This is a genomic window from Kribbella sp. CWNU-51 (assembly GCF_054073265.1).
Genome location: NZ_JBSXMZ010000015.1, coordinates 78,560 through 102,869, shown reverse-complemented (window position 1 = coordinate 102,869; position 24,310 = coordinate 78,560). Strand labels below are relative to the sequence as shown.

Here is a 24,310-nt window from a genome sequence, read left to right as displayed (position 1 = left end):
CCCATGCAGGTAACACGCCGCCGCAGGCGTGACGAGAAGGGTCTCACTACCCTTCTTCGCCGCCGGATACCACTGGTCGCGGCAGGTACGACCGCCGCCGCCGTGGCCCTTGCCGGCACTGCAGTTGCATCGACGCATCAATTCGGTGACGACCAGGTCGGTCAGGTCACCGACAAGGGCCAGGTCGTGTCCGCCGACCAGTACATCAAGCCGCTCGGCGACCGGCTTGTCCTCCAGAAGGGCAAGATCATGTCGTCCGCGGTCAGCCCGGACGGCAGCCACATGGCCGCCTCCGTGACCGACGGCGGGATGGCTCTGGCCATCATCGACCTGAAGAACTGGAAGGTGCAGCAGTACGTCGGCAACAACGCCGCTGCCGACCTGAAGATCCCCGGGAACGACATCGGCCAGGAAGGCCCGACGTACTCGCCCGACGGGTCGCAGGTGTGGCTGGGCCAGACCGACGGCTACCGCAAGTTCACGGTGAACCCGGACGGCTCGCTCGCCAACCCGACGTTCGTCACGATCGCGGCCGACGGCGCGAAGCACGCGCTGGTCGGTGAGGCTGTGTTCTCGGCGGACGGCTCCACTGTGTACTCCGCGGTCAACGGCCAGAACCGGGTCGTCGCGATCGACACCGCGACCGGAACCATCAAGCAGAGCTGGGCCGTCGGCAACGCGCCGCGCGACATGCTCATGGTCGGCAACAAGCTCTACGTGAGCAACGAGGGTGGTCGTCCGGCGAAACCCGGCGATCCCACCATCAACTCGTACGGCACGCAGGTGGTGGCCTCCCAGGTCACCGCGGCCACCACGACCGGTACGGTCAGCGTGATCGACCTGTCGACGCCGACCGCCGCGCCCGCGAGCATCGACGTCGGCCTGCACCCGACCGCTCTGTTCGCCAAGAACAACGCGGTCTTCGTCACCAACACCGCCAGCAACAGCGTGTCGGTCATCGACACCCGGCGCGGCAAGCTGGTCCAGACCATCGCCACCCAGCCCTGGCCGGAGGCCTCGGTGGGTTACGAGCCCGACGGCGTCACGCTCACCGACGACGGCCACCTGCTGGTGTCGCTCGGCCGGGCCAACGCGGTCGCCGTCTACAAGTACAACAACCCGCTGGAGCCGGTGAGCTACGTCGGTCTGCTCCCGACCGACTACTTCCCGGCCGAGATCGCGACGGTCGGCAAGGACATCGTCGTGTCCAACACCCGCGGTATCGACGCCCGTCGTACGACGACCGCCGCCGGTCGCGGCACGCATGACACCACGTCGAGCCTGACCAAGTTCCAGTTGCCCGACGACCACGCCATCAAGAAGAGCACCGCCACGGTCTTCGCGCAGAACGGCTGGACCAAGGGCTCGGCCCAGCTCGCCACGGACAAGGGCCACCGCAACCCGGTGCCGGTTCCGGCAAAGCTCGGCGACCCGTCGACGATCAAGCACGTGTTCCTGCTCGTCAAGGAGAACCGGACCTACGACCAGGTGTACGGCGACATCCCGGAGGGCAACGGCGATCCGGCGCTGGCGCAGTACGGCGAGAACGTGACGCCGAACCAGCACGCGATGGCCAAGCAGTTCGGCCTGTACGACAACACCTACGACATCGGCACGAACTCCGCCGAAGGTCACAACTGGCTGATGCAGGCCGACAACCCCGAATACACCGAGTCCTCGGCCGGTGAGTACCTGCGCAGCTACGACACCGAGAACGACGCGCTCGGCCACCAGAAGAGCGGCTTCATCTGGACCGGCGCCCAGGCAGCCGGCAAGACCGTCAAGGACTACGGCGAGTTCCAGTCGATCGAGAGCAAGCCGGCCGGCGCGACCTGGCAGAACCTGTACTGCGACACCAAGAACATGGTCGCGACCGGGCAGAACACCGCGTACCCGATCCAGACCGGCTCGGCGATCCCGTCGCTCAACGCGGTGTCGGTGCCCGGCTTCCCGCTCTTCGACACCAGCGTCCCGGACATCTACAAGACGCAGATCTGGAAGCAGGACTTCGAGAAGAATGGTCCGGCCAACCTGAACATGTTCTGGCTGTCCAACGACCACACCGGTGGGCCGCCGAGCGGACCTGCCCAGGTCGCGGACAACGACCTGGCCACCGGCCAGATCGTCGACGAGATCTCGCACAGCAAGTACTGGAAGGACTCCGCGATCTTCATCGTCGAGGACGACTCCCAGGCCGGTCTCGACCACATCGACGGCCACCGGGCCCCGATCCAGATCATCAGCCCGTACGCCCAGCACGGCGCGGTCGACAGCCACTACTACACGCAGATCACGATGATCCGGACGATCGAGCAGATCCTCGGGATCAAGCCGATGAACCAGAAGGACACCGCGGCCACCCCGATGGCCGGCGCGTTCACGCAGAAGCCCAACCTCGCTCCGTTCAACGTCGTCCCGAACCGGACGTCGCTGACCGCGGGTCTGGCCACCCTGCCCACCTGCGGCGCGGATGTTCCCGCGGCGCAGAACCCGGCCGCCGCCCCCGCGCCGAAGGCGACCGTGCCGGCCGACCAGCAGGCGATGGCGGCGCAGTGGGAGGCCTGGAAGTCGCAGCAGCGGACCACCGGTCCGAACGCGAAGGCCGACTTCGCCAACCCGGCGCAGATGAACCACTTCGACTGGTACCAGGCGCACGACTGGTCCACGCCGTACCCGGGCGAGGACAAGATCGTCGCTCCGGCCGACGTGCCGGGTGCCGTCATCCCGTCCGCGGAGAACGACGGCTGATCGAGGTATGACGGACCGATCGCGCCGGGCGTCCGGCCGGATCGAGCAACCTGCCGATCCGGTCGACGTCCGGGCGGTCGGGTACGGCCCCGGCGACGTGGTGCAAGTGCCGGAGCGGTACGCCGAACTGCCCGTCCACAAGGAGAAGTCGGGACGGGCGGATCACTGGAACGACAACCTGTCCGCACCGGAGCCGTCGTCGGTCTACGTGGTCGACGACCGCTACCTGTACGCGACGGACAAGGCCGGCCGGGTCACCCACGCCGAAGGGTGGCTCGGCTGGCTGCCGTCGGAGCAGAACGACGAGCGTCGCGACCTGGACGCGCAGCGCGAGGCCGGCGAGCCCGACCGCCAGCGCACCGACGACGGTGGTCATCTGTTCGCGACAGTGTTCGACGGCCCCGGCGAGGCGATCAATCTCACCGCGCAGTCGCGGACGCAGAACCGCGCGGTGAAGGCCAGCGACAACTGGCGCCGGATGGAGGAGACCTGGCAGGCGCTGCGGGCGGCCGGCATCCAGGTGCACGCCGCCATCGATGTCCGGCACCCGAACGGTACGTCGCGCCGCCCGTCGACCCGGACCGTCGTCGACCGGCACGAGGGCCGGCGATCCCCACGGCGTATCTTCAAGGAGACCAAACCGCCGCCGGCCCGGGGACGAGAATGAGCGAGATCGGCACCATCGACGCGATCGCCCGTGCGTTGACCGCCGGGCTGCCCGCAGGATGGCGTGAAGTGAGCGCGGTCTACCGGGCCACAGCGCCGTACGCCGAACTGGATGCGACCCTGGTCGGCCCGGGTGGTGAGCCGACGCAGCTCGACCCGCTGCCCGACGGGCTCGAGGACCTCTTCGAGGCCCTGCGGCGACAGATGTACCAGCCGGGCAAGGGCGCGTGGCTGACCGCGCGCGTCGGCGTCACCGCGGACGGGCGATTCACGACCGACTTCGACTACGACCATGAACCTGCCTGGTCGATCCCTGTCGACGCGGGCATCTACGCCGCCGACCTCGCTGAGTTCCCGCGGGACGACCAGTACATCCCGGACTGGTTGCGGACCAGCTCCGGTTGACCCGCGCCACCTCCTGCTGGGATTCCGCTGACCTGCGAGTGATCCGACCGGGCCGTCACGTACAGTCGAGGTGGTTGCTAGCGGCAATCATTCTGACATTCGGGCAGTACGCGAGCTGCCCGCCTCACGCAAGAGACTGTCCGGCTCTTCTGCTCGATGTGTGGGTGGTGGTCGGCCTGCCGTGTCGAGGTCGGTGGGCGGACCCGGATCCGGTGAGTTGAGTAGGCCCGTGGTCGAGTCGCGGCCCCCGGTTCCCGGCAGCCTCCAGACGCCCAGACGCCGGAGTCCTGAAATGCTTGCGCCGCCCGGAGTGTTGATCGGCGCGATTGCCGCGACCTCGGACAGGTACTGGGGACCTCGGACACCGCACAGCCTGTCCGCACAGCCTGTCCGGGGCACCCAGTTCGTGTCCCAGGTCCCGGGGATCGCCACCGGTCCCACCGCCGGCACGACGAACCTATCCAGTCACCGCACTTGCCCGCCGGTGCGGGCTGGTCGGGTGCGGGTGGTGGCTCGTGGGGGTGCGGACGTGGCTGAGGGTGTGCCAGCTGGACAGGAGGTGTCCGCCCTGGCCCCGACCTGGGCGGATGGGGCAAGGCGTGAATGCCTCGCCCGACCAGCACGCCAGGACGGACACCTCCTGTCGGGCTGGCACGCCCAGTCGACCTCGCTCACTTCGCCCACACATCCAGCAGAAGAGCCGACTATCCACAGCGCTGGACCGCTGTGGATAGTCTCTTGTGAATAGAATCCCTTGAAAATAAGGACTTTCGAGTTGGAAACTGTCGGAGGCAATGTCTAGAGTCAGTGCATGGAGATTCTCGGGGAGCGGCCGGTCTGGTCGATGAGCGGTGGCGAGATGCTGTCGTCTCTCGACGCCGCGTTCGCCGAGATCGCCCGGCTGGAAACCTTTGTCCTGCAGCTCATCGGCGGCCTCGAAACCACCGGCTACGCCCAAGAGCTCGGTGCCGGCACCACCGCCCGGCTGCTGACCTTCCGCTACCGCATCGATGCCACCAAAGCCCGCCGCGACGTCCACCTCGCCACCAGCCTCGAGAAGTTCCCGGCAGTCGCTGCCGCCCTCCCCAACCCCAACCCCAACCCCCACGCCCTCGCCACCACGGCAGACACCGACACCGGCGAGAACGGTGCGGGCAGTGGAGTGCTCCTGCACCCGGCGCAGGCCGAGGCGATCGTGTCCGCGCTGGACAAGGTCCCCACCACGGTCCGGGCCGAAGACCTGCAGGTCGCCGAGCGGGAGATGGTGGAGTTGGCCCGCACGCACGGTCCGCTCGAGCTGCGCCGGGCCGGCCGGCTCGTTCGCGACCGGCTCGACACCGACGGCCCCGAACCCGCCGAACAGAAAGCCTACGACCGTGAGTCGCTCACCCTGAAGAACGCCGACAACGGCGTCGCGTTCACCGACTACCTGGCCAACGAGAACGCCGAGCTGTTCCGCAGCCTCATCCACACCCACGCCAAACCCCACAAAACCATCGACGGCGCCCTCGACCCCCGCCCCCGGACCAAACGCCAAGCCGACGCCCTCACCACCCTCCTCACCACCGCAAGCGTCACCGCGGGCACAGGCGCCACCACCAACACCACGGCCGGAGCAGTGGCCGCGGGCAACCATGGCACCGGCGCTTCCACTGCCGCCGACACCCCGCGCACCTCCGCCGCAACCACCGACACCGCGCGAATCCCCGACGTGATGCTGCCGCACATGCCCACCGATCCCCGCTCACCGTCGACCACCAGCGACATCGGTGCCGGTAAGGATCGCCCGCCCGGGTTCATCCCTGGGCACGGCTCGAAGCCGCACATCACCGTCACCATCGACTTCAACGACCTCAAGGCCGCCACCGCCGACAAACTCGGCCACCTGATCTACGGCGACGCGCTGTCCGCGGCCACCATCCGGCGGCTGGCCTGCGACGCCCACATCCTCCCGATCGTGCTCGGCTCGGACTCCCAACCCCTCGACGTCGGCACCACCGTGCGGCTCGCGACCGGACCGATCCGCAAAGCCCTCATCACCCGCGACAAGGGCTGTGTCTGCTGCGGCGCCCCACCCCTGTACTGCGACGCACACCACGTCATCAGCTGGATCGACGGCGGCGAAACCAAGATCACCAACCTCGTGCTCCTCTGCAAACGGTGTCACCGCGACCTGCACGCCGGACACTGGACCATCCAGATCACCAACGGCATCGTCGATGTCGCCCGCCCCGCCTGGGCCACCCCCAACCCGATCCCTTGCGGCAGATACCGGCCACCAACCACCACACCCCACGCCACACCCACAATCAGCACCACCACCGGTCGCGCATCCACGACTGACGCAACTGCCGGTCGCGCATCCACGACTGACGCAGCTACCGGTCGCGCATCCACGACTGACGCAACTGCCGGTCGCGCATCCACGACTGACGCAGCTACCGGTCGCGCATCCACGACTGACGCAGCTACCGGTCGCGCATCCACGACTGACGCAGCTACCGGTCGCGCATCCACGACTGACGCAGCTACCGGTCGCGCATCCACGACCGGCGCAGCCGCGGGCGGGCCAGTCACCCGCGCCTGGCCGCGCGACACCGACCCACCCTGGATCACCCCCGACGACACCGCACGCCTCAATCCCTGGGGCGACACCCCCGACGAACGACCCACCCGCGCCAAGCGCCCACCCGCCACCGACGTCGATCCGTGGGGTGAAGGCTCCGGCGGCCGGCCTTGCGGCGTACCCAAAGAGCCAGCCGGCAAAGCCCCGGCCGCCACGGGCCTCGACGTCTGGGGCGATCCAGTGGAGCCGCCCCCGACGGTTGATCGCCGCGGCGAGCTCGCCACGCGCTCCGGCGGCACGTTCGACCCCTGGGGCGACCTCGCGCTGGACGCCGACCAGCACAACTCTGCTGACGATCAGCCGGGACCCGGGCGCAGCCTCTCAGGGCCCTGGGGCGATTCCACAAAGCCCCCTGGCGCCCTCGCGGCGCCCCCCACTGCCACTGCCGCGACCACTGGCGCGACCACTGCCGCGACCACTGCCGCGACCACTGGCGCGTCTGCCGCCACCTCGTCCGCTTCCACTTCGACGGCGGCCTAAGTGCTGGGCTTGGCTGCGTTCTGAATCAAGCGTCGGCACGACGGGCTCACGTCGAGCGCGCTCCCCGCAACACTGACTATTCGGACGACGACACGTTCGGCGTGCGCCCGGACAATAGGTGAATCGCAGGGTCGCTGTGCGGTCGCGGACCGTACGTCGGAAGGCGCCTCCAACCCCTCGGACACCAATCCCCGGCTGCGCTCTCTGACCCATTTCGGTGACCCGGTCGAAGCAGATCTGCATCGAGCAAACGGCGGACGGGGGCCGCTGCCCAGCCGTGCGGCGATCAGACCGACGTCATGGCCTGGTCACGCCCGAAGCCCGCCAGCACCTGACGGTCGTAGAGCGGCCGGCGCGTGGCATTCCGTCCATCGGCCGGATATTCGGTGGCGGGCTGCCGGGGCCGCTGGTAGCGTCCTCGACCTGTCTTTTCGGGATCGAATCGAACCGGATGATTGTGCTCCGGGGCGGGACCCTGCTGATCGTCCCCATCCGAAGCTCTCCACGATTCGAGGCTCTCTCCGATGGCCGAACCAGAACTCGACACCGAACGCGCCTTCCTCACCACGGCCCGCGCCGCGCTCGCCCGGATGTACCAGGAGGTGGAGGCCCGCGACGTCCCGCTGATCGGCGGCGAGGACAACGACGAGCGCTTCACCAACGAGGCCAACGAGCGGGCCAAGAAGATGCGCACGCAGGCCCTGCTCGATCTCCCCGACGTGCCGTTGTTCTTCGGCCGCATCGACTACGAGGCCGGGACGATCGAGGACCTGGACCAGATCTACATCGGTCGCCGGCACGTGCACGACGGCAGCGGCGTCCCGCTGGTGATCGACTGGCGGGCGCCGGTCTCGGTGCCGTTCTACCGGGCGACCCGCAGCGACCGGCAGCGGGTGCTGATGCGCCGCCGCTACGGCTTCTCCGATCACGCGGAGTTGACCGGGTTCGAGGACGAGCCGCTGATCGGGACGGTCGTGACCGATCAGGCCGACGCGTTCCTGCGCGCCGAGATCGAGCGGCCGCGCACCGGGCCGATGCGCGACATCGTCGCCACGATCCAGCCGGAGCAGGACGACCTGGTCCGCGCGGCACTGCATCCGTCCGTCTGCGTGCAGGGTGCGCCCGGCACCGGGAAGACGGCCGTCGGCCTGCACCGTGTGGCGTACCTGCTCTACACCGAACGGGAGCGGCTGAGCCGCGGCGGTGTCGTGATCGTCGGGCCGAACCGCTCGTTCCTGTCGTACATCCGCAAGGTCCTGCCCGCGCTCGGCGAGGTCGACGTACGGCAGATCATCATCGAGGAGCTGATCAGCCGGCCGGCCGCGGCGGTTGACGCAGTGGAGGCCGAGCGGGTCAAGGGTGACGCCCGGATGGCCGAGGTGCTGCACCGGGCGTTGTGGTCGTACGTCGGTACGCCGACCGAGGGAATCCTTTACAGCAAGGGATCCCGGCGCTATCGGGTGCACGACTACGAGGTGGTCGACATCGTGTCCGACTTGCGCGAGTCGACCAGGTACGCGCCGGGGCGGAACGCCCTGGCGCAGCGGATCGCGCACGTCGTCCTGGTCCGGATGGAGCAACGTGCCGAGTCGCCGGACGACCGCGTGCAGAACGCGGTGGCCCGCTCGAAGCCCGTGAAGGAACTGATCGACGCGGTGTGGCCGCGCGTCGTACCCGAGCAGGTGCTGCACCGGCTGCTGTCCGATGCCGGCTTCCTCGCGCGGGTGGCAGGCGACCTGCTGACGGAGGACGAGCGTACGGCGTTGCTGTGGCCCAAGCCGCCGCGTTCGTGGAAGTCGGCGAAGTGGTCGTTCGCCGACACCGTGCTGCTCGACGAACTCGAGGACCTGATCGAGCGCCGTACCGGCTCGCTCGGCCATCTCGTCCTCGACGAGGCGCAGGACCTGTCGGCGATGCAGTTGCGTGCGCTCGGCCGGCGATGCCGCACCGGCTCGGCGACGGTCCTGGGGGACTTGGCCCAGGCAACCACCGCGTGGGCCGCCGGTTCGTGGGACCGCGTCCTCGGTCATCTCGACAAGTCGGACGCCGTGGTCGCCGAACTCGACCGGGGCTTCCGCGTCCCGGCCCAGATCATCGACTTCGCGGCCAAGCTCCTCCCACAGATCGCTCCCACCCTCGGCATCCCGAGCGGCGTCCGGACCGTCGCCGATGCGCTGGCCATCGTCCAGACTGACGAGCACTCGTTCGCCGACGAGCTCGTTGCCGCGTGCAAGACCGCCCTGGGCGGCGAAGGCTCGGTGGCGCTGATCGCAGCCGACGACCAGATCTCCCACCTCCGCGACGCCCTCGCCGCCGCCGGCCTGGAGCCGGCTCTCCTCGGTGAGACCGAGGATGAGATGGACACCACCAGACTGGTCTGCGTCCCCGCCACCCTGGCGAAGGGGCTCGAGTTCGACGCCGTCATCGTCGCCGAACCAGCCCAGATCGTCGCCGCCGAACCCCGCGGCCTGCACCGCCTCTACGTCATCCTGACCCGAGCCGTCAGCCGCCTCCACATCATCCACGCCCAGCCGCTTCCGAACCCCCTCAGCCGATAGCGTTCTCCGGAAGGAGGTGGGCATGGCCAGTGGGCTGGGGATTGTCGGGCTGATCGTTGTGCTGCTGGTGGCGGCGGGGGTGGTTTGGGGGATCGTCGCGCTCGTACGCCGGCAGCAGTACATCCGGTCGTTGCGGGATCGGGGCTGGACGTTCGTGAACAGCCCGACGTTCGATGCGGTGGCCAGGCTGGGGAATCCGCCGTTCGGGATCGGGTTCCGGCGGCGGCCGGACGACCAGATCACCGGGCTGACCAGCGGGGGCCGGCCGTTCCAGGTGATCGAGTACAGCTCCGAGCACTGGTCGGGCTGGGTCGGGATGGTCGGCCTCTCGCGCCGGCTGCCGGAGCTGTGGATCACCGGTGGTGAGACGCAGCCGCGGTACGGCGTCTTGGCGACCGGCGTACCGTCCCCGGCGCAGCTCGGACCGGGCTGGCAGATCGGTGCGCTGGACCCGGCGTTCGCCGCGGCGGCGTTGACCCCGCAGCTGTGTGGGCAGCTGAGCGCGATGGCAGCGGGCCAGCCTGGGGTGAACTTGAGTGTCGATGGTGACCAACTGGTGGTGCTCGACCCGCCGCGCAAGGACATCGATCGCCTCGGGCCTTGGCTGGAGCAGCTCGCCACTGTCGCGGCAGCGATCGACGCCGCCCCCTTGGACGGCTGGATCCAGCCGGAGCGGCCGCAACGGCTGACGTTCTACCAGCACCCGGAGTGGTACTGGATCGACGTCGACGACAGCCTGCTGCAGTTCACCCCGGTGACGCGGTCCGGCCACGATCACCGCACCAGCGACGTGGTCCGGGGTCGCGACGGTGACGGGCCGCCGTTCGTCGCGTTCACGCACCAGTGGAAGACCACCCGGACGGAGAGTTACACCGACAGCGAGGGCCGGAGTCAGACCCGGACCGTGGTCGAGAACCACAGTGAACCGATCCTGGGGTTCCAATTGCCGGCCCGGATGCCGTGGATCCAGGTCGCGCGTCGCGGGTTCGGCCGCGGGATCAGCTTCGAGAGTGAGGCGTTCAACGACCAGTTCGCGGTCACCGCGCAGGACACCAAGTTCGCGTACGACGTCATCCATCCACGCCAGATGGAGTACCTGATGGCGAACCCACCGGCGTCGTTCCGGATTGCGGACGACTGGGCGTGGTTCTCACCGGGCGTGCACAGCCAGCCGGCGATCGCCCACAGTTCGCTCTTCCTGCACGGCTTCCTGGCCCGCATCCCGCGGTTCGTCTGGCGGAACCTCGGTCTCCCGGACGTGCCGTACGCGCCTCCGGTGCCGCAGAGGTCGTGACAATGGGCCCCGGTGCTGTTGATCTTCAACACCGGGGCCCTGAACGGCTCAAACCCCCGAGAGCCCGGGTCGTTCTGCACGTCCGGTGCCCGACGAGAGCTGGAGTATTCGCGATCAGCGGGGGAGTTTGCGAGTATCGACCAGTTCCTGCGCGACGTCGCGGAGTTTGCGGTTGGTGTCCTGGGAATAGCGCTTGAGCACCTCGAAGGCGCGGTCGCCGTCGAGGTCGTAGCGTTCCATCAGGATCCCCATCGCCTGCCCGACGAGCCTGCGGGCGTCGATCGCCTGAGCCATCGAGACGTCCTGGCGTACTGAGGCGATTGCGACCGAGGCGTGCTGGGCCAGGATGTGGGCGATCGCGAGGTCGTCGGTGTCGAACGCGTCCGGCTGGTCGCTGTAGAGGCTGAGCACTGCCTGCGCATGCCCGGCCACCATCAGCGGCAGGTGCATCGCCGACCGGATGCCCGCGCTTGTGACCTCCTCGGTCCAGCGCGGTGACCATCGGGTTTCCGCCGCTGTGTCGGGGATCAGCAGCACGTCTTTCTGTTCGATCGCGGTCAGCAGCGGTCCGGTGCCGGCCTCGATCTGCTGGTGGTAGAGCCCGGCGAGCTCCGGGTCGGTGAGCGCCATCAGCTCCAGGTGCCGTCCGTGCGCGACGAGCACGACTGAGGCGTGCTTGCACCGGACCGCCTGGCGGGCGAACTGCACCACCGCCTCGACGGTCTCCTCGACCCCCTCGAGGTCGTGCAGGTCAAGAGCGAGTTTGCCGAAGGCCTCGGCCGACGACTGATCCAAAGACACCGCCACCCCCAGGGGTCGCAAACAAGGGCGCACCCACTTTTGGAGCGGACCTAGCACCATGATGCACCGCGACCACCCGGCCGCGCGACAGCCCGCCCGCCGGCTCGTGTCGGCCGGGCTCAGCGGGCTTCGAGGACGGCCAGATCGCGGCCCGCGAAGCGGTAGTGCTCGATGGCCTCGTCCATCAGGATCGCGAGGCATTCGGCGACCGCCCGAGGCTCTTCGGGGTACCCGGGCGCCGGGGTGCGCACGCACTCCCGGCCGAGGTCGGCGTCGGTGAGGCCGGAGAGGGTACGGCGTACCAGCTCCGTCCGATCGGCATACAGGCTTAAGACTTCGGCGTACGACGGCGCCGCGTCAAGGTCGATGCCGAGGGCAACGGCGTCCTTGTCGGCGTACCAGGACTGGACGACGCCGAGCGGGTGGTAGGGCCGCTCCTGGTCGAGGACGGTGCGGCTGAACCAGGCGTCGGTGATGAAGACCAGGTGGCGCAGGGTCTCGACGAACGACCACTCGCCGTCGACCCGCTCGTGCCGGGCGGGCTCGGGCAGGCGTTCGGCGCGGGCGATCGCCTCCGACCAGAGCCGCTCGACGGTGTCCCACATCGCGCGGAACCCGTCGGCGTCCCGGATCTCGCGGAGCTGCACGCGCTCCGGGTGGCGGCGATCGAGCTCGGCGTCGACGTACTCGGTCACGTCGATGCCGTTGACGACGAGCCGCTCGACGTACCCGGAGATCTCGACATCCACCAGGCACCCGTCGACGACCTTGATCCCGGACAGGTCGCAGTCGGTGAAACGCGCGCCGCGCAGGTCCGCGACGCGGAACTCCTGACCACGAAAGGCATCGGTCTCTTCACCGCCACCTGAGAACCGGTGCGGTCCGTACTGAGCATCCATCGGCACAGTCAACCACTTGTCCGGGACACGCGGTGGACCACGAGCCGCGGGACGGCTTTCTAGACTTGAGAGAGCAGATCGCGACGCTCGCTGGGGGAGGTACGCCGGGAATGCCTGCCGCCTATGATCGCGCCGCCGCGGCCCGGGTGCTCGCCGAGGTCGCCGGCGCCGGCGTGTTCGGATCGCCGGAGTCGCGCTTCCTCGGGGCGGCGGTGCGGATCGAGCCCGAACTCGTCCCGCTGGTCGCCGCGCCCGGCAGTCATCTCACTGCGGCGCAGTTGGACTATCTGCAGACCCGGATGCGACCGTGTCCCGCCGACTTGGTGACGAGTGCGGCGTACGGCGTGAGTTGGCGGGACAGCGGTGGTGTGGCCAATGTGGCGCACTGTGGTCCGCTCGGTCCGGTAGTCCCGATCGTCGCACGGGAAACGACGCTCGCGTTGTGGCGTGCGCTGGCCGCCAACGAGGACGTCGTACGCGCGGCGCAGTCGTTGTCCGGTGTGGCGCGAGACGTCATGGCCGCGACGACGACGGACAAGGATCCGGTCGAGATTCTCCGCGTGGGCGTCGACACCACGGCGCGCGCGTTGGTGCAGCACGCTTACCTTGCCGACCAGACGCCGTACCGGAGCGCTTCGGACTTCGCCCGGGGACTGCGCGAGTCCGGGATCTTCGCGGTTGTCGCGAACACGTGGTTCTGGGGTCTGCAGTCGTCGACGTTCCGCCGGGGCATGATCCCCGTCCGGCTCGGGGCGCAGCCGGACGGGACCGTGCGGTACACCGGCGAGACGACGTCGATGCTGCGCGCCATGAAAGACGTCGCGATCGCCGATGCGATGACTCAGCAGTACGAGCTGTTGCCCGCGGGGGAGCTGCCGCGATGCCTGGCCAACATGTCGGTGGAGGGTTCACGGCTGCTGCCAGGCGTGGTGGACACCTTCGTCGAGACATTCGTCCGGCTGCTCGACCTGGTGCAGGTCGCCGGCACATCCGATCCGGAGGAGGAAGTGGACGTGGATACTCCCGACGAGGTGTTCGAGGTGCCGGACATGACGTGCTCGCACTGCAGGAACACGATCACCGGTGTGCTCGAGGAGCTCGGGGTCCAGGTGACGGGGATCGACCTCGAGACCAAGCGGGTGGTCGCGGCGTTCCCGACGGCCGAGATCCGCGAGCAGAGCTTCGAGGCGATCCGGGGCCGCGGCTACACCGTCGTACCCCGAAGCGCCTGAAGGACGGCTTCTCCTAGGAGTCGGCGGGCTTGGTCTCCCAGCCGTGGAACGCCGACAGATCGCCCGCGTTCCAGGCCTCGCGGAGACCGGGCTTGCTGAGGTCCCAGTCCGGGCGGATCTCGCGGCTCGCCTCGCGCAGGTCGCGCCAGAGGTCGTGCACCGACGGCCGGCCCCAGAACCAGTAGCCGTTGTAGATGCTGTGCACGACGAGACCCGGCTTGAGCACCAGGGTGTGCGGGATCATCGGGTTGTTCTCCGGGTCGGTGTACTCCTGGATGTCGAGATCCTGCTGGACGATCCGGCCAGGATCCGACAGGAACGGCCACTGCGCCCCGACCGCGGCCCGGAACTCCTGCAGCGTGTGGTGCTCGTCGGTGGCGATCGTGACCACCTGCGTGTACGCGACCGCGATCTTCGGGTAGAACTCGGCGAGCTCGCGGTGCTGCTGGTGTTCCTTCGGGCAGTAGTGCCCGCGGGCCAGGGTGAGGATCAGCGGATCGTCGCCCTGCAGCTCACTGAGCTTGCGCGGTACGTCGGTGTGGTCGGGCAGCTCGTAGTCCGGGAAGGTGCTCCCGGGGATGATGTCGGATCGCATTGGAACGCCTTTCACCGGAGGAGGCTTTGACCGCCGTCGATGTCGTACGTCGCCCCGGTCAGGGCGGTGTTCGTCATCAGGTGCACGGCGAGGGCGGCGACGTCGTCCGGCTGGACGACGCGACCGATGGGCAGTGTGGTCCGCAGCTCGGTACGGCGCTCGTCGAGCTGGTCACCGAGCAGCGACGCCGACAACGGGGTGTCGACGAAGCCCGCGGCGATCAGGTTGAGGCGGACCGGTGCGACCTCGAGAGCCAGACTGGCGGCCAGGGCCGGCAAGGCCACGGTCATCGCCGAGGTGATCCCGATCCCGCGGTCCGGCCGGCGTCCACCGGTGCCGCCCATGAAGGTCAGGCTGCCGCCGGGACGGACCTTCGCGAACCGGGCCACGCCGACCATCAGCATCGGGTGCTCCTGCAGCGCGCGCCTGGCTTCGTCGAAGTCGATGTCCGCGAGGGCGGCGTAGTACGGGCCACCGGCGGTGACCATCACGTGGTCGATCGGGCCGCCCAGACCGGCGAAGAAGCTCTCCAGGGCGTGCGAGTCGTTGGCGTCGAAGGACACGACACCGGTTGCTCCCACCTCGGCCGCCGCGACCTTCAACCGCTCTGGATCGCGGCCGGTCAGGATGACAGCGGCTCCGGCGGCTCGAGCCTGTCGCGCGGTCTCCAGGCCGATTCCGGCGCTACCGCCGATCACCACGACCGTCTGGCCCTGCAGTTCGTCGCCCATCAGAGTGTGACCCCTCCGCGTTGTGATTGGTACGCACCTACAATCGCGCTTGCGGGCCTACCTCGCACCAGTGAGAGTCCCTGGCCGGGTATCCGGACCCAGGGACCGGGCTCGGAGGTCGAGGACACATCATGACATCACGATCGTTCGAGGGCCGGATGCCTGCGCTGACGGGCGCCACCGGCTGGCTGAATTCGGCGCCGCTGACCACCGAGGGTCTGCGGGGGAGACCGGTGCTGATCAGCTTCTGGACCTACACCTGCATCAACTGGCTGCGTCAGCTCCCGTACGTGCGGGCGTGGTCCGAGAAGTACGCCGAGCTGACGGTGATCGGGGTGCACACGCCGGAGTTCGGATTCGAGCAGGACCCGGAGAACGTCGTACGAGCTGTGCGAGACCTGAACGTCGGGTATCCGGTCGCGGTCGACCGCGACTACGCGATCTGGCGCGCCTTCGACAACCACTACTGGCCGGCGCTGTACTTCGTCGACGCGGAGGGCGCGATCCGCCACCATAGCTTCGGTGAGGGTGACTACGAGCGGTCGGAGACCGTCATCCAGGAGTTGCTGACCGACGCGGGGGTGGAGGTCGGCTCCGACCTCGTCGCCGTGTCCGCGGCCGGATTCGAGGCGCAGGCCGACTGGAACTCACTCGGGTCGCCGGAGAACTACACCGGCTCCGGGCGGTCCGAGTACTTCGCCTCACCCGGTGGACTGCGGTCCGGGCGTGACGCGTCGTACTCGGTCCCGTCGAAGCTGTCGTTGAACCAGTGGGCGCTGGCGGGTGAGTGGACCGTCGGCGAACAGGCCGCGCGCCTGAACACACCGCACGGCTATCTCGTCGACCGGTTCCGCGCGCGTGACCTCCACCTGGTGATGGGACCTGCGGCCCGTGGCGCCGAGATCCGCTTCCAGGTCACCGTCGACGACCGGCCCCCGGGCCAGGACCACGGTCTCGATGTCGATGCCGACGGCCGCGGGACACTGACGGAGCAGCGCCTGCATCAGCTGATCCGCCAGCGCGGGCCAATCGACGAGCGCACCTTCAAGATCACCTTCCTGGACGGCGGGGCCGAGGTGTTCGCCTTCACCTTCGGCTGAGACCGCTCAGGCGGTTCCCGTCCCGACCATGACTACTGGGCCACGGGCGAGTCGCAGGACGTCGTCCGACTTGGAGCCGCTGATCCGCCGCCGCCGGACCGGCCCGAGCACGGTCAGTGCGGCCGCTGCCGACTCGGCTAGCACGGCACCGTCGGTCGGCCCGCGCGCGACGCGCCACCGTACGTCGACCTCGGGGTAGGCCATCCGCCAGAGCCGCACCACGTCCTCGAGGTCGCCGTTCGGGGGTGTGGCGTCGACGATCGTCACTCCGGTGCCGCGGCGCCTCGCGGCCCGGAAGGCGAACTCGAGTGCCTGCGGGCCGCCATCGCCGACGACCACTCGGCCCAGCGACGGCCCGACGGCGGCCTGGTCCGACAACCCGATCACCGCAAGGGAGGCCGACGTACGGCGAGCCAGCCGCCGACTGAGCGACCGATCGCGGCGGTCACGGCCGACCACGACGAGCGCTCGGGTGGTCTTCCGGGCCTCACTGACCAGCGCGGCCTTGGCTCCGCCCGGATACACGCGGGTCGTGATGCGCACCGACGACGCGATCCGGCGGGCGCGGCGCATGGCCGCGACGACGACCCCTTCAGCCGCTCCGCGAGCCTGCAGATCCACGCTCAGATTGCCGAACGGGTCGAAGACGTGCGGCCAGCGGAACGCATGCACGATCCGCAACTCGGACCCCCGCGCCGCAGCCTCGGCCGCGGCCCACTCGAGCGTGTCCGCATCACCGCGGGGACTGTCGACCAGCACGATGACGGGCCCGTTATCCGGCCCATCCCGAGACGAGTCCCGGCCGACGACCGCGCGCGACGCGTCCCTCGCCCCCTGCAACCCGCGAAACAACCTCATCCCACGCCTCCAAGACCGTTTGTGCCTTGGCCCTACCGTCTCGCCACCAAGCCACCGCTCACACCAGTGGGACCCCCTGGCCCACCCCTGGTGTCAGGCGGTCAGTTCGGGCAGGCGCGACAGGAACAGCTGGAGAGTCGGCGAGGTGTTCGACCGGCTGAAGCCGATCGCGACCTCGATCGTCGGTGCCTCGCCGTCGAGTGGGCGGCTGACGACGGACGCCGGCAGAAGGTTCTCGGCGTACGCCGGCATCAGCGCCAGGCCGCGGGTCGAGGCGACCAGGGACATCACCATCGCCATGTTGTCGACGCCGTGATCCAGCGGGATGTCGAGCCCGAGTCCGCGGAAGTACTCGTCGGTGACGGCGTGCAGCACGGTGGCCTTCTTCGAACCGCCGATGAAGATCTCGCCGACGAAATCCTCCGGGCGGACGGCGTCCCGTGCGGTGAGGCGATGGTCGTTCGGCATCAGCACTCTGAGTGGCTCCCGGTCCACCACGACGTACTCGAGGTCGTAGCCCGGCTCGACGCGCAGGAAGGCCAGGTCCAGCCGGCCGCGGGCCAACGCGCCGGCGAGGTCGGGGGAGTAGTCGCTGACGACCGTGACCTCGACGTTCGCGAGTTCGTCCCGCAGCACTCTCATTGCCGACGGCAACCAATTCATCTCGTGGCCGGTCTGGAAGCCGATGGCGAAGGTCTTCCGGGCGGGCTGCGCGGCTTTCCGGGCGCCTTCGACCGCGGCGTCGACGTGCATGAGCGCCTGGCGGGCATGATCGATGAAGCCTTCGCCCGCAGGCGTCAGCGCGACCCCGTGAACGCTGCGCGACAGCAACTCGACCCCGACCTCCTTCTCCAGGTCGCGGATCTGCCGGCTGAGCGAAGGCTGGGACGTGTGCAGCCGTCGCTGGGCCGCCTCGGTCAGGCTGCCGGCTTCGACGACCGCGACGAGATACCGCAGGTGCCGCAGCTCCATGGCGCTCCCATGCTTGTGAGGTATGCCCCCACCGTACAAAGTCTTTTTCAATTCAACCAGGTGAGCCTACGTTGATGAGGTCGTTCCATACCTATCAAGTCATACCTCAGAGGAGTTGAAGATATGTCCGAGAAGCAGGTCGTTCTGATCACCGGAGGCCTCACCGGCATCGGGCGGGCCAGTGCCATCGCGTTCGCGAAGCAGGGCGCGAACGTGGTCGTCGCCGGCCGCCGCGACGAGGTCGGCAAGATGCTCGCCGAGGAACTCCGGTCGCTCGGCGCGGAGGCCGAGTTCGTCAACGCCGATGTCCGGAGGGAGGACGACGTCCGCGCCCTGGTCGACCGGACGGTCGAATTGTTCGGCCGGCTCGACGTCGCCGTGAACAACGCCGGCACCGAAGGCCGGCCCAGCCCGATCACGGACCAGACCGCGGATACCTACGCCCAAACCTTCGACACGAATGTTCTCGGCGTGGTCCTGAGCCTGAAGCACGAGGTCCGGGTGATGCAGGGGCAAGGCTCCGGAAGCATCATCAACATCTCCTCGACCTACGGGCACGAGGGTGCGGCCGGTGCCTCCATCTACGTCGGGAGCAAGCACGCTGTCGAAGGCATCACCAAGTCGGTGGCCCTGGAGGTCGCCGGCGCCGGGATCCGCGTGAACGGCGTGGCGCCCGGACCGACCGACACCGGCATGCTCACCCGCTTCACCGGCACGCCGGAGAACAAGGCGGCCCTGGTGACGGAGGTCCCACTTCAGCGCCTCGGCCGCCCGGAGGAGGTCGCCGACGCGATCCTCTACATCGCCTCGAATCGGGCGTCCTACATCACCGGACACATCCTCAACGCCGACGGCGGCCACTCCGCCCACTGACCGATCGTCGAGTTACCTTGTTTCCAGAGCGGAGACGGTTCGGGGCGGCCAGTTCGTCGGAAGGATGCTGACGTGAAGCTCACGATGCAGCTCATCAGGGCCTTGGCGGCGCTGAGTGGGCAGCCGATCCGGATGTCGAGCGTGGCTGCCCCCGACATCGATCCGGACAGCATCGTCATCGCGCCGGATCCCCGCGCCAAGATCAGGCCCAGCCGCAACAGCCGCTCCTACAAGGGCATTGCGTACGCCGACCACTCGCCCAAGCTGCGCATGGACATCCTGACTCCGCAAGGGCCGGGTCCACACCCGCTGGTGCTCTATCTGCCCGGTGGCGGATTCGTGTCCGCGCGCCGGATGATGGCGGCCAAACAGCGCCGGTACGTCGCGGACGCCGGGTTCGTGGTCGCCAGCATCGACTACCGCACCACCAGCGTCGGCGCCACCTACCGGGACGGGCTCATTGACGTGGCCACCGCGCTGCAGTTCCTGCGCGGCCACGCCAGTGAGTACGGCGTCGACCCGGACCGGGTCGCGGTCTGGGGTGAATCGGCCGGTGGCTACATGGCGTCCATGGCCGCGACCGAGCCGGACAACAAGATCAACGCCGCGGTCGACTTCTTCGGCGCGTCCAACCTCGCCGAAGTCGCCGCCGGATTCGACCCGCCGACCGTGGCCGCTTATACGGGTCCCAAGTCCGCGATTCCGGCGTACATCCTGGGCCCCGGTCGAGCGGCGGCTGATCATCCCGAAGAGATGCGCGAAGCCGATCCGGCCAACCGTGTCACCGCGCAGACCCCGCCCTTCCTGATCCTGCACGGCGATGACGACCGGATCATCGCGCCGGCCCAGACGGCTCGCCTGCACCAGGCACTGCGAGCAGCCGGCGTGGACAGCACCCGCTATGTCCTCAAGGGCGGCGGACACGGCGAGCTGTCGGACACCCCGCAGATGTGGAGCAGCGCCGAGCTCATGGATCGCGTCGTCGAATTTCTCCGAGCCCAAACGAGCCGCTGAGCTCTACTGAACGTCGGCGGGGAAAATGGCGAGCGCTGGGGCGTGGAAGGTGCCAGGATGCGCGGCATGGTTGTGCGCGCGTTGAGCTTCGGGGCGGTGGCGGAGGCGTACGAACGGTTCCGGCCTGGGTATCCCGTGGAACTCCTCGATCTGGTGACGGCGTACGCCGGTGGGCCGATCCGGACCGCCCTCGAGATCGGCGCCGGGACAGGCAAGGCAACGCGCCTGTTCGCGCAGGGAGGGATCGCGGTCACGGCGACAGACCCTGACGCGGCCATGCTCGCGGAGCTGCGCAAACACCTGCCGGCAAACGTCATAACCGTGCGAGCCGCATTCGAGGACCTGCCGACGGATTCGTCGTACGAGTTGGTGTATTCGGCTGCCGCGCTCCATTGGACCAACCCTGAAGGCCGGTGGGCCCGCATGGCCGCACTCGCCCAACCAGGTGGTGTGTTCGCCTCGTTCGGTGGACCGATGGAGCTGGCCGACCCGGACCTCAAGGAGGCCGTGCGCGCGGCACGTGCGCCGTACCTGGAGACCGACGGCGTCCCGTCGCCCGACGGCACGCCCGCGAATCGCCCGATGCAATGGCCCGGCACGGAGCTCCAGCAGTCCGAGTGGTTCACCGATGTGCGGCAGTCGGTGATCGAACGGCGCCTGACGATGAGCGCCCACGACTACATCGGACAACTCTCGACGATCTCGGCGTACGTCATGCTCCCGCCCGCCGACCGAGACCAGGTCTTCCGCCGAATCCTCCAGGTCCTCCCCGAAACCGTGGAACTCAACGCCGAGATCACCGCCCACCTCGCCCGCCGCCACCTGTAGGCGCCGACCGACGCGCTGCAGGGTTCGGTCAAACTGGCCGAGAGTAAAGTTCGGTGCTGTGACTCGTGGGGGAGCCGCTGAGAAACTGTTCGGCCGGGACGCCGAGCTCGAGCAGCTGGACGCGTTCGTCGCTACCGCAGCTGTCAGTGGCGGGGGTCTGCTGCTCACCGGCGACGCCGGCGTCGGCAAGTCCGTGCTTCTCGATGCCACGGCGGTACGGGCGGCAGCGCAAGGAGCCCGCGTGTTGCGGGCCGCCGGGGTCGAGTTCGAAGCGGACATGAGTTTCGCGGGACTCCACCAGGTGGTTCATCCGCTCGTCGACGTACTCCCGCGGCTCAGCGCCAGATACCGCCGGGCGTTGGAGACCGCGGTCGGGCTGAACGAAGAGACGCCGCCGGATCAGTTGACGGTTTCGAGCGCCATGCTCGCCCTGCTGACAGCTGCGGCCGGGGACAGGCCGTTGGTAGTGATCGTCGACGACATGCCGTGGCTGGATCGCGTCAGCGCCGTCGTACTGGGGTTCGTCGCCCGTCGGCTGGCGGGCAGCCGGGTCGGGTTCCTGGCCGCGTTCCGCTCCGACGAGGTCAGCTTCTTCGATCGCGGCGGCTTGCCGGAGCTCGAGGTGCAGCCACTTGCGAGCGACGCTGCCGCCGCGCTGGTCGATGACCACTTTCCCACGTTGTCACCACGGGTCCGGCAGCGTCTGCTCGAGGATGCGCAAGGCAATCCGCTGGCCCTGCTCGAGCTGCCGATCTCCCTCAGCGGCCACCGGCCCGGTGGACCTCCGGCATCACCTCCGCCACTCAGCAGGCGCCTGCAGTCCCTGTTCGCATCGCGGATCAGCAACCTGCCGGACGAGACGCGTGGCCCCCTCCTGCTGGCCGCCCTGGAGGGTGCCGGTGATCTACGCATCGTGCGCGACGCCGCAGCCGCGCAGTGGGGGAGACCGGCGCTCGACGCGGCCGAACGGGCCCGGCTGATCCAGGTCGACAGCGGAGCGGGACGACTGATGTTCCGGCACCCATTGACCCGCGCCGCCGTGGTCGAACTGTCGACCAGTGAGCAACGCAGCCAGGCCCACCGAGCCTTGGCCGAGCAGTATGCCGACGACTCCGAGCGGCATGCCTGGCATCTGGCCGAAGCCACCACCGGCCCCGACGAGGACGTCGCGATCCTGCTCGAACAGGCCGCTGCCAGGGTGCAACGGCGCGGCGACCCCGTCGGTGCCATGGTTCTGTTGCTCCGCGCTGCCGACCTGAGTCCCAGGCCAGATGACCGCAGGCGGCGATCGGTGATGGCCGCTTACATCGGCGTCGACGTCACCGGCGATCTCCGCAACATGCAGGACGTTCTCGAGCCAGGCGTACTGCGCGAGCCGCCCTCACTCGCAGTTGCCTTGGCAGGCGCGGCGTACCTGCTCAACGCCCACGGCGCCATCGATACAGCCCACCAGTTGATCGTGACCGCGATCGAGACCTCGCCGGATCCCAGCGACGCAACGGACGAGATTCTCTTCGAGGCGCTGTGGGTCCTGCAGGCACTTGTTTCCTTCGGTTCGCGGCCTGAACTCGTCGAGTCGTTCCACATGGTGATGGCACGACTGCGGCCGCGACCTCCCGAGCTCATCGATCTGCTGGGCAGCACGTACATCGAGCCCGCGCGGCTGGCGTTGCCGGTGCTCGACCGGCTCGATGCCATGGTCGCCGGGCTGACCGAGCAGTCCGATCCGGGACACATCATCCGCGTCGGCGTCGCCGCGCTGTACGTCGATCGGCTGCCGGCCTGCCGAGCTGCTCTGTGGCGGGCGGTCGAGCATGGCCGAGCCGGTGGCGCGATCACGGCCGGGATCGAGGCGCTGCTGCTGTTGGGATGCGACGGCCTGCTCGCCGGGGAGTGGGACGAAGTCACTCGGCTGGCGGACGAGGCCATTGCCCTGTGCGAGAAGCACAACTACGAACTGCTCTCGTATCTGCTGCGATTCCAGCACGCGCTGATCGCCGCCGCCCGCGGCGACGAGTCCACGATGACCGCTCTGACAGACCAGATGATCCAGTGGGCCGGACCGCGCCGGAGCGGGTTCGTTCTCAACTACGCGTATCACGCCAAGGCCCTGGCAGCCCTGGGCCACGCTGACTACGAGACCGCCTTCGAGCAGGTGACCGCGATCTCTCCGGCGGGCACGCTCGTACCCCATGCGGCGCATGCGTTGTGGGTCATCCTGGACCTCGTCGAAGCCGCCGGTCGCACGGGGCGGCACGCGGAGGCAGCTGCACACGTTGCCGCGGCCCAGGCCGCCGGTATCGACCGGATCTCGCCACGGCTCGCCCTCGTGGTGACCGCGGCGGCTGCCCTGGTGGCCGGTCAGCCGGAGGACGGCAAGCTGTTCGAAGCAGCGCTGGCCGTTCCCGGCGCGGACCGGTGGCCCTTCGAGTTGGCGCGCGTACACCTTGCCTACGGCGAACGCCTGCGGCGGGCCAAGAGCGCCGGCCTGGCACGCAGTCAGCTCGCCGCCGCGCGCGACATCTTCGATCGCCTGGGTGCTGAACCGTGGGCGAAGCGGGCCCGCACCGAACTTCGGGCCACCGGTCTGCCGTCGACTCACGAGGACGCCGCGCGAAAGATCGACGTACTCACGCCACAGCAGCGCGAGATCGCTTTGCTCGCCGCGGCCGGACTCACCAACAAGCAGATCGGCGACCGGCTCTTCCTGTCGCCGCGGACGGTCGGAACTCACCTCTACCAGCTGTTCCCGAAGCTCGGCGTCACGTCGCGTGCCGCGCTCCGGGATGCACTGGCCGAGCATCCACCCGAAGGAACCAGTCAGATGACGTAAGCGATCGACGACCTCGCCGACCTACCTTCGAGGCACCGAAATCCGGTGACCGAAGGAGAAATGATCATGACAAATACGCCCGTACGCAACGTCGTCCTCGTGCATGGAGGCTTCGTCGACGGCTCGGGTTGGCAGGGCGTGTACGACCTGCTCGTCCGGGACGGGTACCGCGTGAGCATCGTGCAGAACCCGACCCTTTCGCTGGAGGATGACGTGGCCGTCACCACCCGGGTCCTCGACCAACTGGACGGTCCGGCCGTTCTGGTCGGGCACTCCTACGGTGGGGCGGTCATCACCGAGGCCGGCACGCACGAGAACGTGGTGGCGCTCGGCTACATCGCCGCATTCGCCCCGGACAAGGGTGAGTCGGTCAACACGCTGATCGCCGACCCGCCGCCGGGTGCCCCCGTGCCGCCGATCCTGCCGCCCCAGGACGGCTTCCTGTTCCTCGACCGGGAGAAGTTCGCCCACTCCTTCGCGGCCGACGTACCGAGCGAGCTGGCCGCGTTCATGGCCGACGCGCAGGTGCCGTGGGGAGTGGACGCGCTGGGTGGCACGGTGACCGAGCCCGCGTGGCGGGTCAAGCCGAGCTGGTACCTGGTCGCCAGCGACGACCGAATGATCCCGCCGCCGGCGCAGCGAGCCATGTCCGAGCGGGCCGGCTCGACGGTCGTTGAGGTCCCCGGCAGTCACGCGATCTACGTGTCGCAGCCGCAGGCAGTGGCCGAGCTGATCAAGCAAGCCGCGAACAGCTAGCAGGCCATTGCAGTTCTCCGGTACGGCGGGATAGGCGCTAG

At 68.8% G+C, this 24,310-nt stretch carries 19 protein-coding genes; 13 read left to right on the top strand and 6 right to left on the bottom strand.

The genetic code is table 11. The features are described from left to right. The first annotated feature begins 3 nt into the window (after window positions 1–3). The 6 genes from ACXC9Q_RS19785 (at window position 4) to ACXC9Q_RS19760 (ending at window position 10,777) form a co-directional block, all read left to right on the top strand. Window positions 4–2,748: a bifunctional YncE family protein/alkaline phosphatase family protein gene (locus tag ACXC9Q_RS19785; RefSeq protein WP_457058066.1), complete on the top strand. Its 2,745-nt coding sequence runs from the start codon at window positions 4–6 to the stop codon at window positions 2,746–2,748. Between the two features lie 7 nt (window positions 2,749–2,755). Continuing rightward, entirely contained in the window at window positions 2,756–3,415 is a 660-nt protein-coding gene (locus ACXC9Q_RS19780) for a DNA/RNA non-specific endonuclease (protein WP_457058065.1), read from the top strand. After that, entirely contained in the window at window positions 3,412–3,819 is a 408-nt protein-coding gene (locus tag ACXC9Q_RS19775; protein ID WP_457058064.1) for a hypothetical protein, read from the top strand. The genes ACXC9Q_RS19780 and ACXC9Q_RS19775 overlap by 4 nt, the downstream gene beginning before the upstream one ends. A gap of 811 nt (window positions 3,820–4,630) precedes the next feature. Continuing rightward, a complete protein-coding gene (locus ACXC9Q_RS19770; RefSeq protein WP_457058063.1) occupies window positions 4,631–6,925 on the top strand; it encodes a DUF222 domain-containing protein in 2,295 nt (764 codons plus the stop codon). Between the two features lie 524 nt (window positions 6,926–7,449). Continuing rightward, entirely contained in the window at window positions 7,450–9,483 is a 2,034-nt protein-coding gene (locus tag ACXC9Q_RS19765; RefSeq protein WP_457058062.1) for a HelD family protein, read from the top strand. A gap of 22 nt (window positions 9,484–9,505) precedes the next feature. Next, entirely contained in the window at window positions 9,506–10,777 is a 1,272-nt protein-coding gene (locus ACXC9Q_RS19760; RefSeq protein WP_457058061.1) for a hypothetical protein, read from the top strand. Window positions 10,778–10,891: 114 nt separating this feature from the next. On the opposite strand, the gene ACXC9Q_RS19755 is transcribed toward ACXC9Q_RS19760, so the two are convergent. Continuing rightward, window positions 10,892–11,578 carry a GAF and ANTAR domain-containing protein gene (locus tag ACXC9Q_RS19755; RefSeq protein ID WP_457058059.1) on the bottom strand — a complete coding sequence of 229 codons (687 nt, stop codon included), beginning with the start codon at window positions 11,576–11,578 and terminating at the stop codon, window positions 10,892–10,894. Window positions 11,579–11,697: 119 nt separating this feature from the next. After that, complete coding sequence (locus ACXC9Q_RS19750; protein WP_457058058.1) at window positions 11,698–12,477, bottom strand: DinB family protein; 780 nt, start codon at window positions 12,475–12,477, stop codon at window positions 11,698–11,700. A 110-nt stretch (window positions 12,478–12,587) separates the two neighbouring features. Between ACXC9Q_RS19750 and ACXC9Q_RS19745 the strand changes: the two genes are divergently transcribed. After that, the gene (locus ACXC9Q_RS19745) at window positions 12,588–13,709 is read left to right on the top strand and encodes a heavy-metal-associated domain-containing protein (protein ID WP_457058057.1); all 1,122 of its coding nucleotides are present in this window, start codon (window positions 12,588–12,590) and stop codon (window positions 13,707–13,709) included. A 13-nt stretch (window positions 13,710–13,722) separates the two neighbouring features. On the opposite strand, the gene ACXC9Q_RS19740 is transcribed toward ACXC9Q_RS19745, so the two are convergent. Continuing rightward, window positions 13,723–14,304 (bottom strand): redoxin domain-containing protein, encoded by a 582-nt coding sequence (locus ACXC9Q_RS19740; protein ID WP_457058056.1) that lies wholly within the window; start codon window positions 14,302–14,304, stop codon window positions 13,723–13,725. An 11-nt stretch (window positions 14,305–14,315) separates the two neighbouring features. Then, window positions 14,316–15,035, bottom strand: a complete 720-nt coding sequence (locus ACXC9Q_RS19735; RefSeq protein ID WP_457058055.1) for an SDR family oxidoreductase — start codon at window positions 15,033–15,035, stop codon at window positions 14,316–14,318. 131 nt (window positions 15,036–15,166) lie between these two features. On the opposite strand from ACXC9Q_RS19735, the gene ACXC9Q_RS19730 reads away from it, so the two are divergent. Then, window positions 15,167–16,135: a redoxin domain-containing protein gene (locus ACXC9Q_RS19730; RefSeq protein WP_457058054.1), complete on the top strand. Its 969-nt coding sequence runs from the start codon at window positions 15,167–15,169 to the stop codon at window positions 16,133–16,135. Between the two features lie 6 nt (window positions 16,136–16,141). On the opposite strand, the gene ACXC9Q_RS19725 is transcribed toward ACXC9Q_RS19730, so the two are convergent. Beyond that, window positions 16,142–16,993 carry a universal stress protein gene (locus ACXC9Q_RS19725; protein ID WP_457058053.1) on the bottom strand — a complete coding sequence of 284 codons (852 nt, stop codon included), beginning with the start codon at window positions 16,991–16,993 and terminating at the stop codon, window positions 16,142–16,144. Between the two features lie 93 nt (window positions 16,994–17,086). After that, the gene (locus ACXC9Q_RS19720; protein ID WP_457058052.1) at window positions 17,087–17,965 is read right to left on the bottom strand and encodes a LysR family transcriptional regulator; all 879 of its coding nucleotides are present in this window, start codon (window positions 17,963–17,965) and stop codon (window positions 17,087–17,089) included. 123 nt (window positions 17,966–18,088) lie between these two features. Between ACXC9Q_RS19720 and ACXC9Q_RS19715 the strand changes: the two genes are divergently transcribed. The 5 genes from ACXC9Q_RS19715 to ACXC9Q_RS19695 all read left to right on the top strand — a co-directional run bounded on the left by ACXC9Q_RS19715 (window position 18,089) and on the right by ACXC9Q_RS19695 (window position 24,269). Continuing rightward, window positions 18,089–18,838, top strand: a complete 750-nt coding sequence (locus ACXC9Q_RS19715; protein ID WP_457058051.1) for an SDR family NAD(P)-dependent oxidoreductase — start codon at window positions 18,089–18,091, stop codon at window positions 18,836–18,838. A gap of 72 nt (window positions 18,839–18,910) precedes the next feature. Next, window positions 18,911–19,852, top strand: a complete 942-nt coding sequence (locus ACXC9Q_RS19710; RefSeq protein WP_457058050.1) for a prolyl oligopeptidase family serine peptidase — start codon at window positions 18,911–18,913, stop codon at window positions 19,850–19,852. A 57-nt stretch (window positions 19,853–19,909) separates the two neighbouring features. Beyond that, window positions 19,910–20,680 (top strand): class I SAM-dependent methyltransferase, encoded by a 771-nt coding sequence (locus ACXC9Q_RS19705; RefSeq protein ID WP_457058049.1) that lies wholly within the window; start codon window positions 19,910–19,912, stop codon window positions 20,678–20,680. A gap of 58 nt (window positions 20,681–20,738) precedes the next feature. Further along, on the top strand, window positions 20,739–23,513 hold the full coding sequence (locus ACXC9Q_RS19700) for a helix-turn-helix transcriptional regulator (RefSeq protein WP_457058048.1): 2,775 nt from the start codon (window positions 20,739–20,741) through the stop codon (window positions 23,511–23,513). A 66-nt stretch (window positions 23,514–23,579) separates the two neighbouring features. Beyond that, complete coding sequence (locus ACXC9Q_RS19695) at window positions 23,580–24,269, top strand: alpha/beta fold hydrolase (RefSeq protein WP_457058047.1); 690 nt, start codon at window positions 23,580–23,582, stop codon at window positions 24,267–24,269. Window positions 24,270–24,310: the final 41 nt, after the last annotated feature.

Bases quoted from the DNA above. Each gene is read 5' to 3' on its own strand.
- ACXC9Q_RS19785 (WP_457058066.1), top strand. From the start codon at position 4: ATGCAGGTAACACGCCGCCGCAGGCGTGACGAGAAGGGTCTCACTACC.
- ACXC9Q_RS19780 (WP_457058065.1), top strand. From the start codon at position 2,756: ATGACGGACCGATCGCGCCGGGCGTCCGGCCGGATCGAGCAACCTGCC.
- ACXC9Q_RS19775 (WP_457058064.1), top strand. From the start codon at position 3,412: ATGAGCGAGATCGGCACCATCGACGCGATCGCCCGTGCGTTGACCGCC.
- ACXC9Q_RS19770 (WP_457058063.1), top strand. From the start codon at position 4,631: ATGGAGATTCTCGGGGAGCGGCCGGTCTGGTCGATGAGCGGTGGCGAG.
- ACXC9Q_RS19765 (WP_457058062.1), top strand. From the start codon at position 7,450: ATGGCCGAACCAGAACTCGACACCGAACGCGCCTTCCTCACCACGGCC.
- ACXC9Q_RS19760 (WP_457058061.1), top strand. From the start codon at position 9,506: ATGGCCAGTGGGCTGGGGATTGTCGGGCTGATCGTTGTGCTGCTGGTG.
- ACXC9Q_RS19750 (WP_457058058.1), bottom strand. From the start codon at position 12,477: ATGGATGCTCAGTACGGACCGCACCGGTTCTCAGGTGGCGGTGAAGAG.
- ACXC9Q_RS19745 (WP_457058057.1), top strand. From the start codon at position 12,588: ATGCCTGCCGCCTATGATCGCGCCGCCGCGGCCCGGGTGCTCGCCGAG.
- ACXC9Q_RS19740 (WP_457058056.1), bottom strand. From the start codon at position 14,304: ATGCGATCCGACATCATCCCCGGGAGCACCTTCCCGGACTACGAGCTG.
- ACXC9Q_RS19735 (WP_457058055.1), bottom strand. From the start codon at position 15,035: ATGGGCGACGAACTGCAGGGCCAGACGGTCGTGGTGATCGGCGGTAGC.
- ACXC9Q_RS19730 (WP_457058054.1), top strand. From the start codon at position 15,167: ATGACATCACGATCGTTCGAGGGCCGGATGCCTGCGCTGACGGGCGCC.
- ACXC9Q_RS19725 (WP_457058053.1), bottom strand. From the start codon at position 16,993: ATGAGGTTGTTTCGCGGGTTGCAGGGGGCGAGGGACGCGTCGCGCGCG.
- ACXC9Q_RS19720 (WP_457058052.1), bottom strand. From the start codon at position 17,965: ATGGAGCTGCGGCACCTGCGGTATCTCGTCGCGGTCGTCGAAGCCGGC.
- ACXC9Q_RS19715 (WP_457058051.1), top strand. From the start codon at position 18,089: ATGTCCGAGAAGCAGGTCGTTCTGATCACCGGAGGCCTCACCGGCATC.
- ACXC9Q_RS19705 (WP_457058049.1), top strand. From the start codon at position 19,910: ATGCGCGGCATGGTTGTGCGCGCGTTGAGCTTCGGGGCGGTGGCGGAG.
- ACXC9Q_RS19695 (WP_457058047.1), top strand. From the start codon at position 23,580: ATGACAAATACGCCCGTACGCAACGTCGTCCTCGTGCATGGAGGCTTC.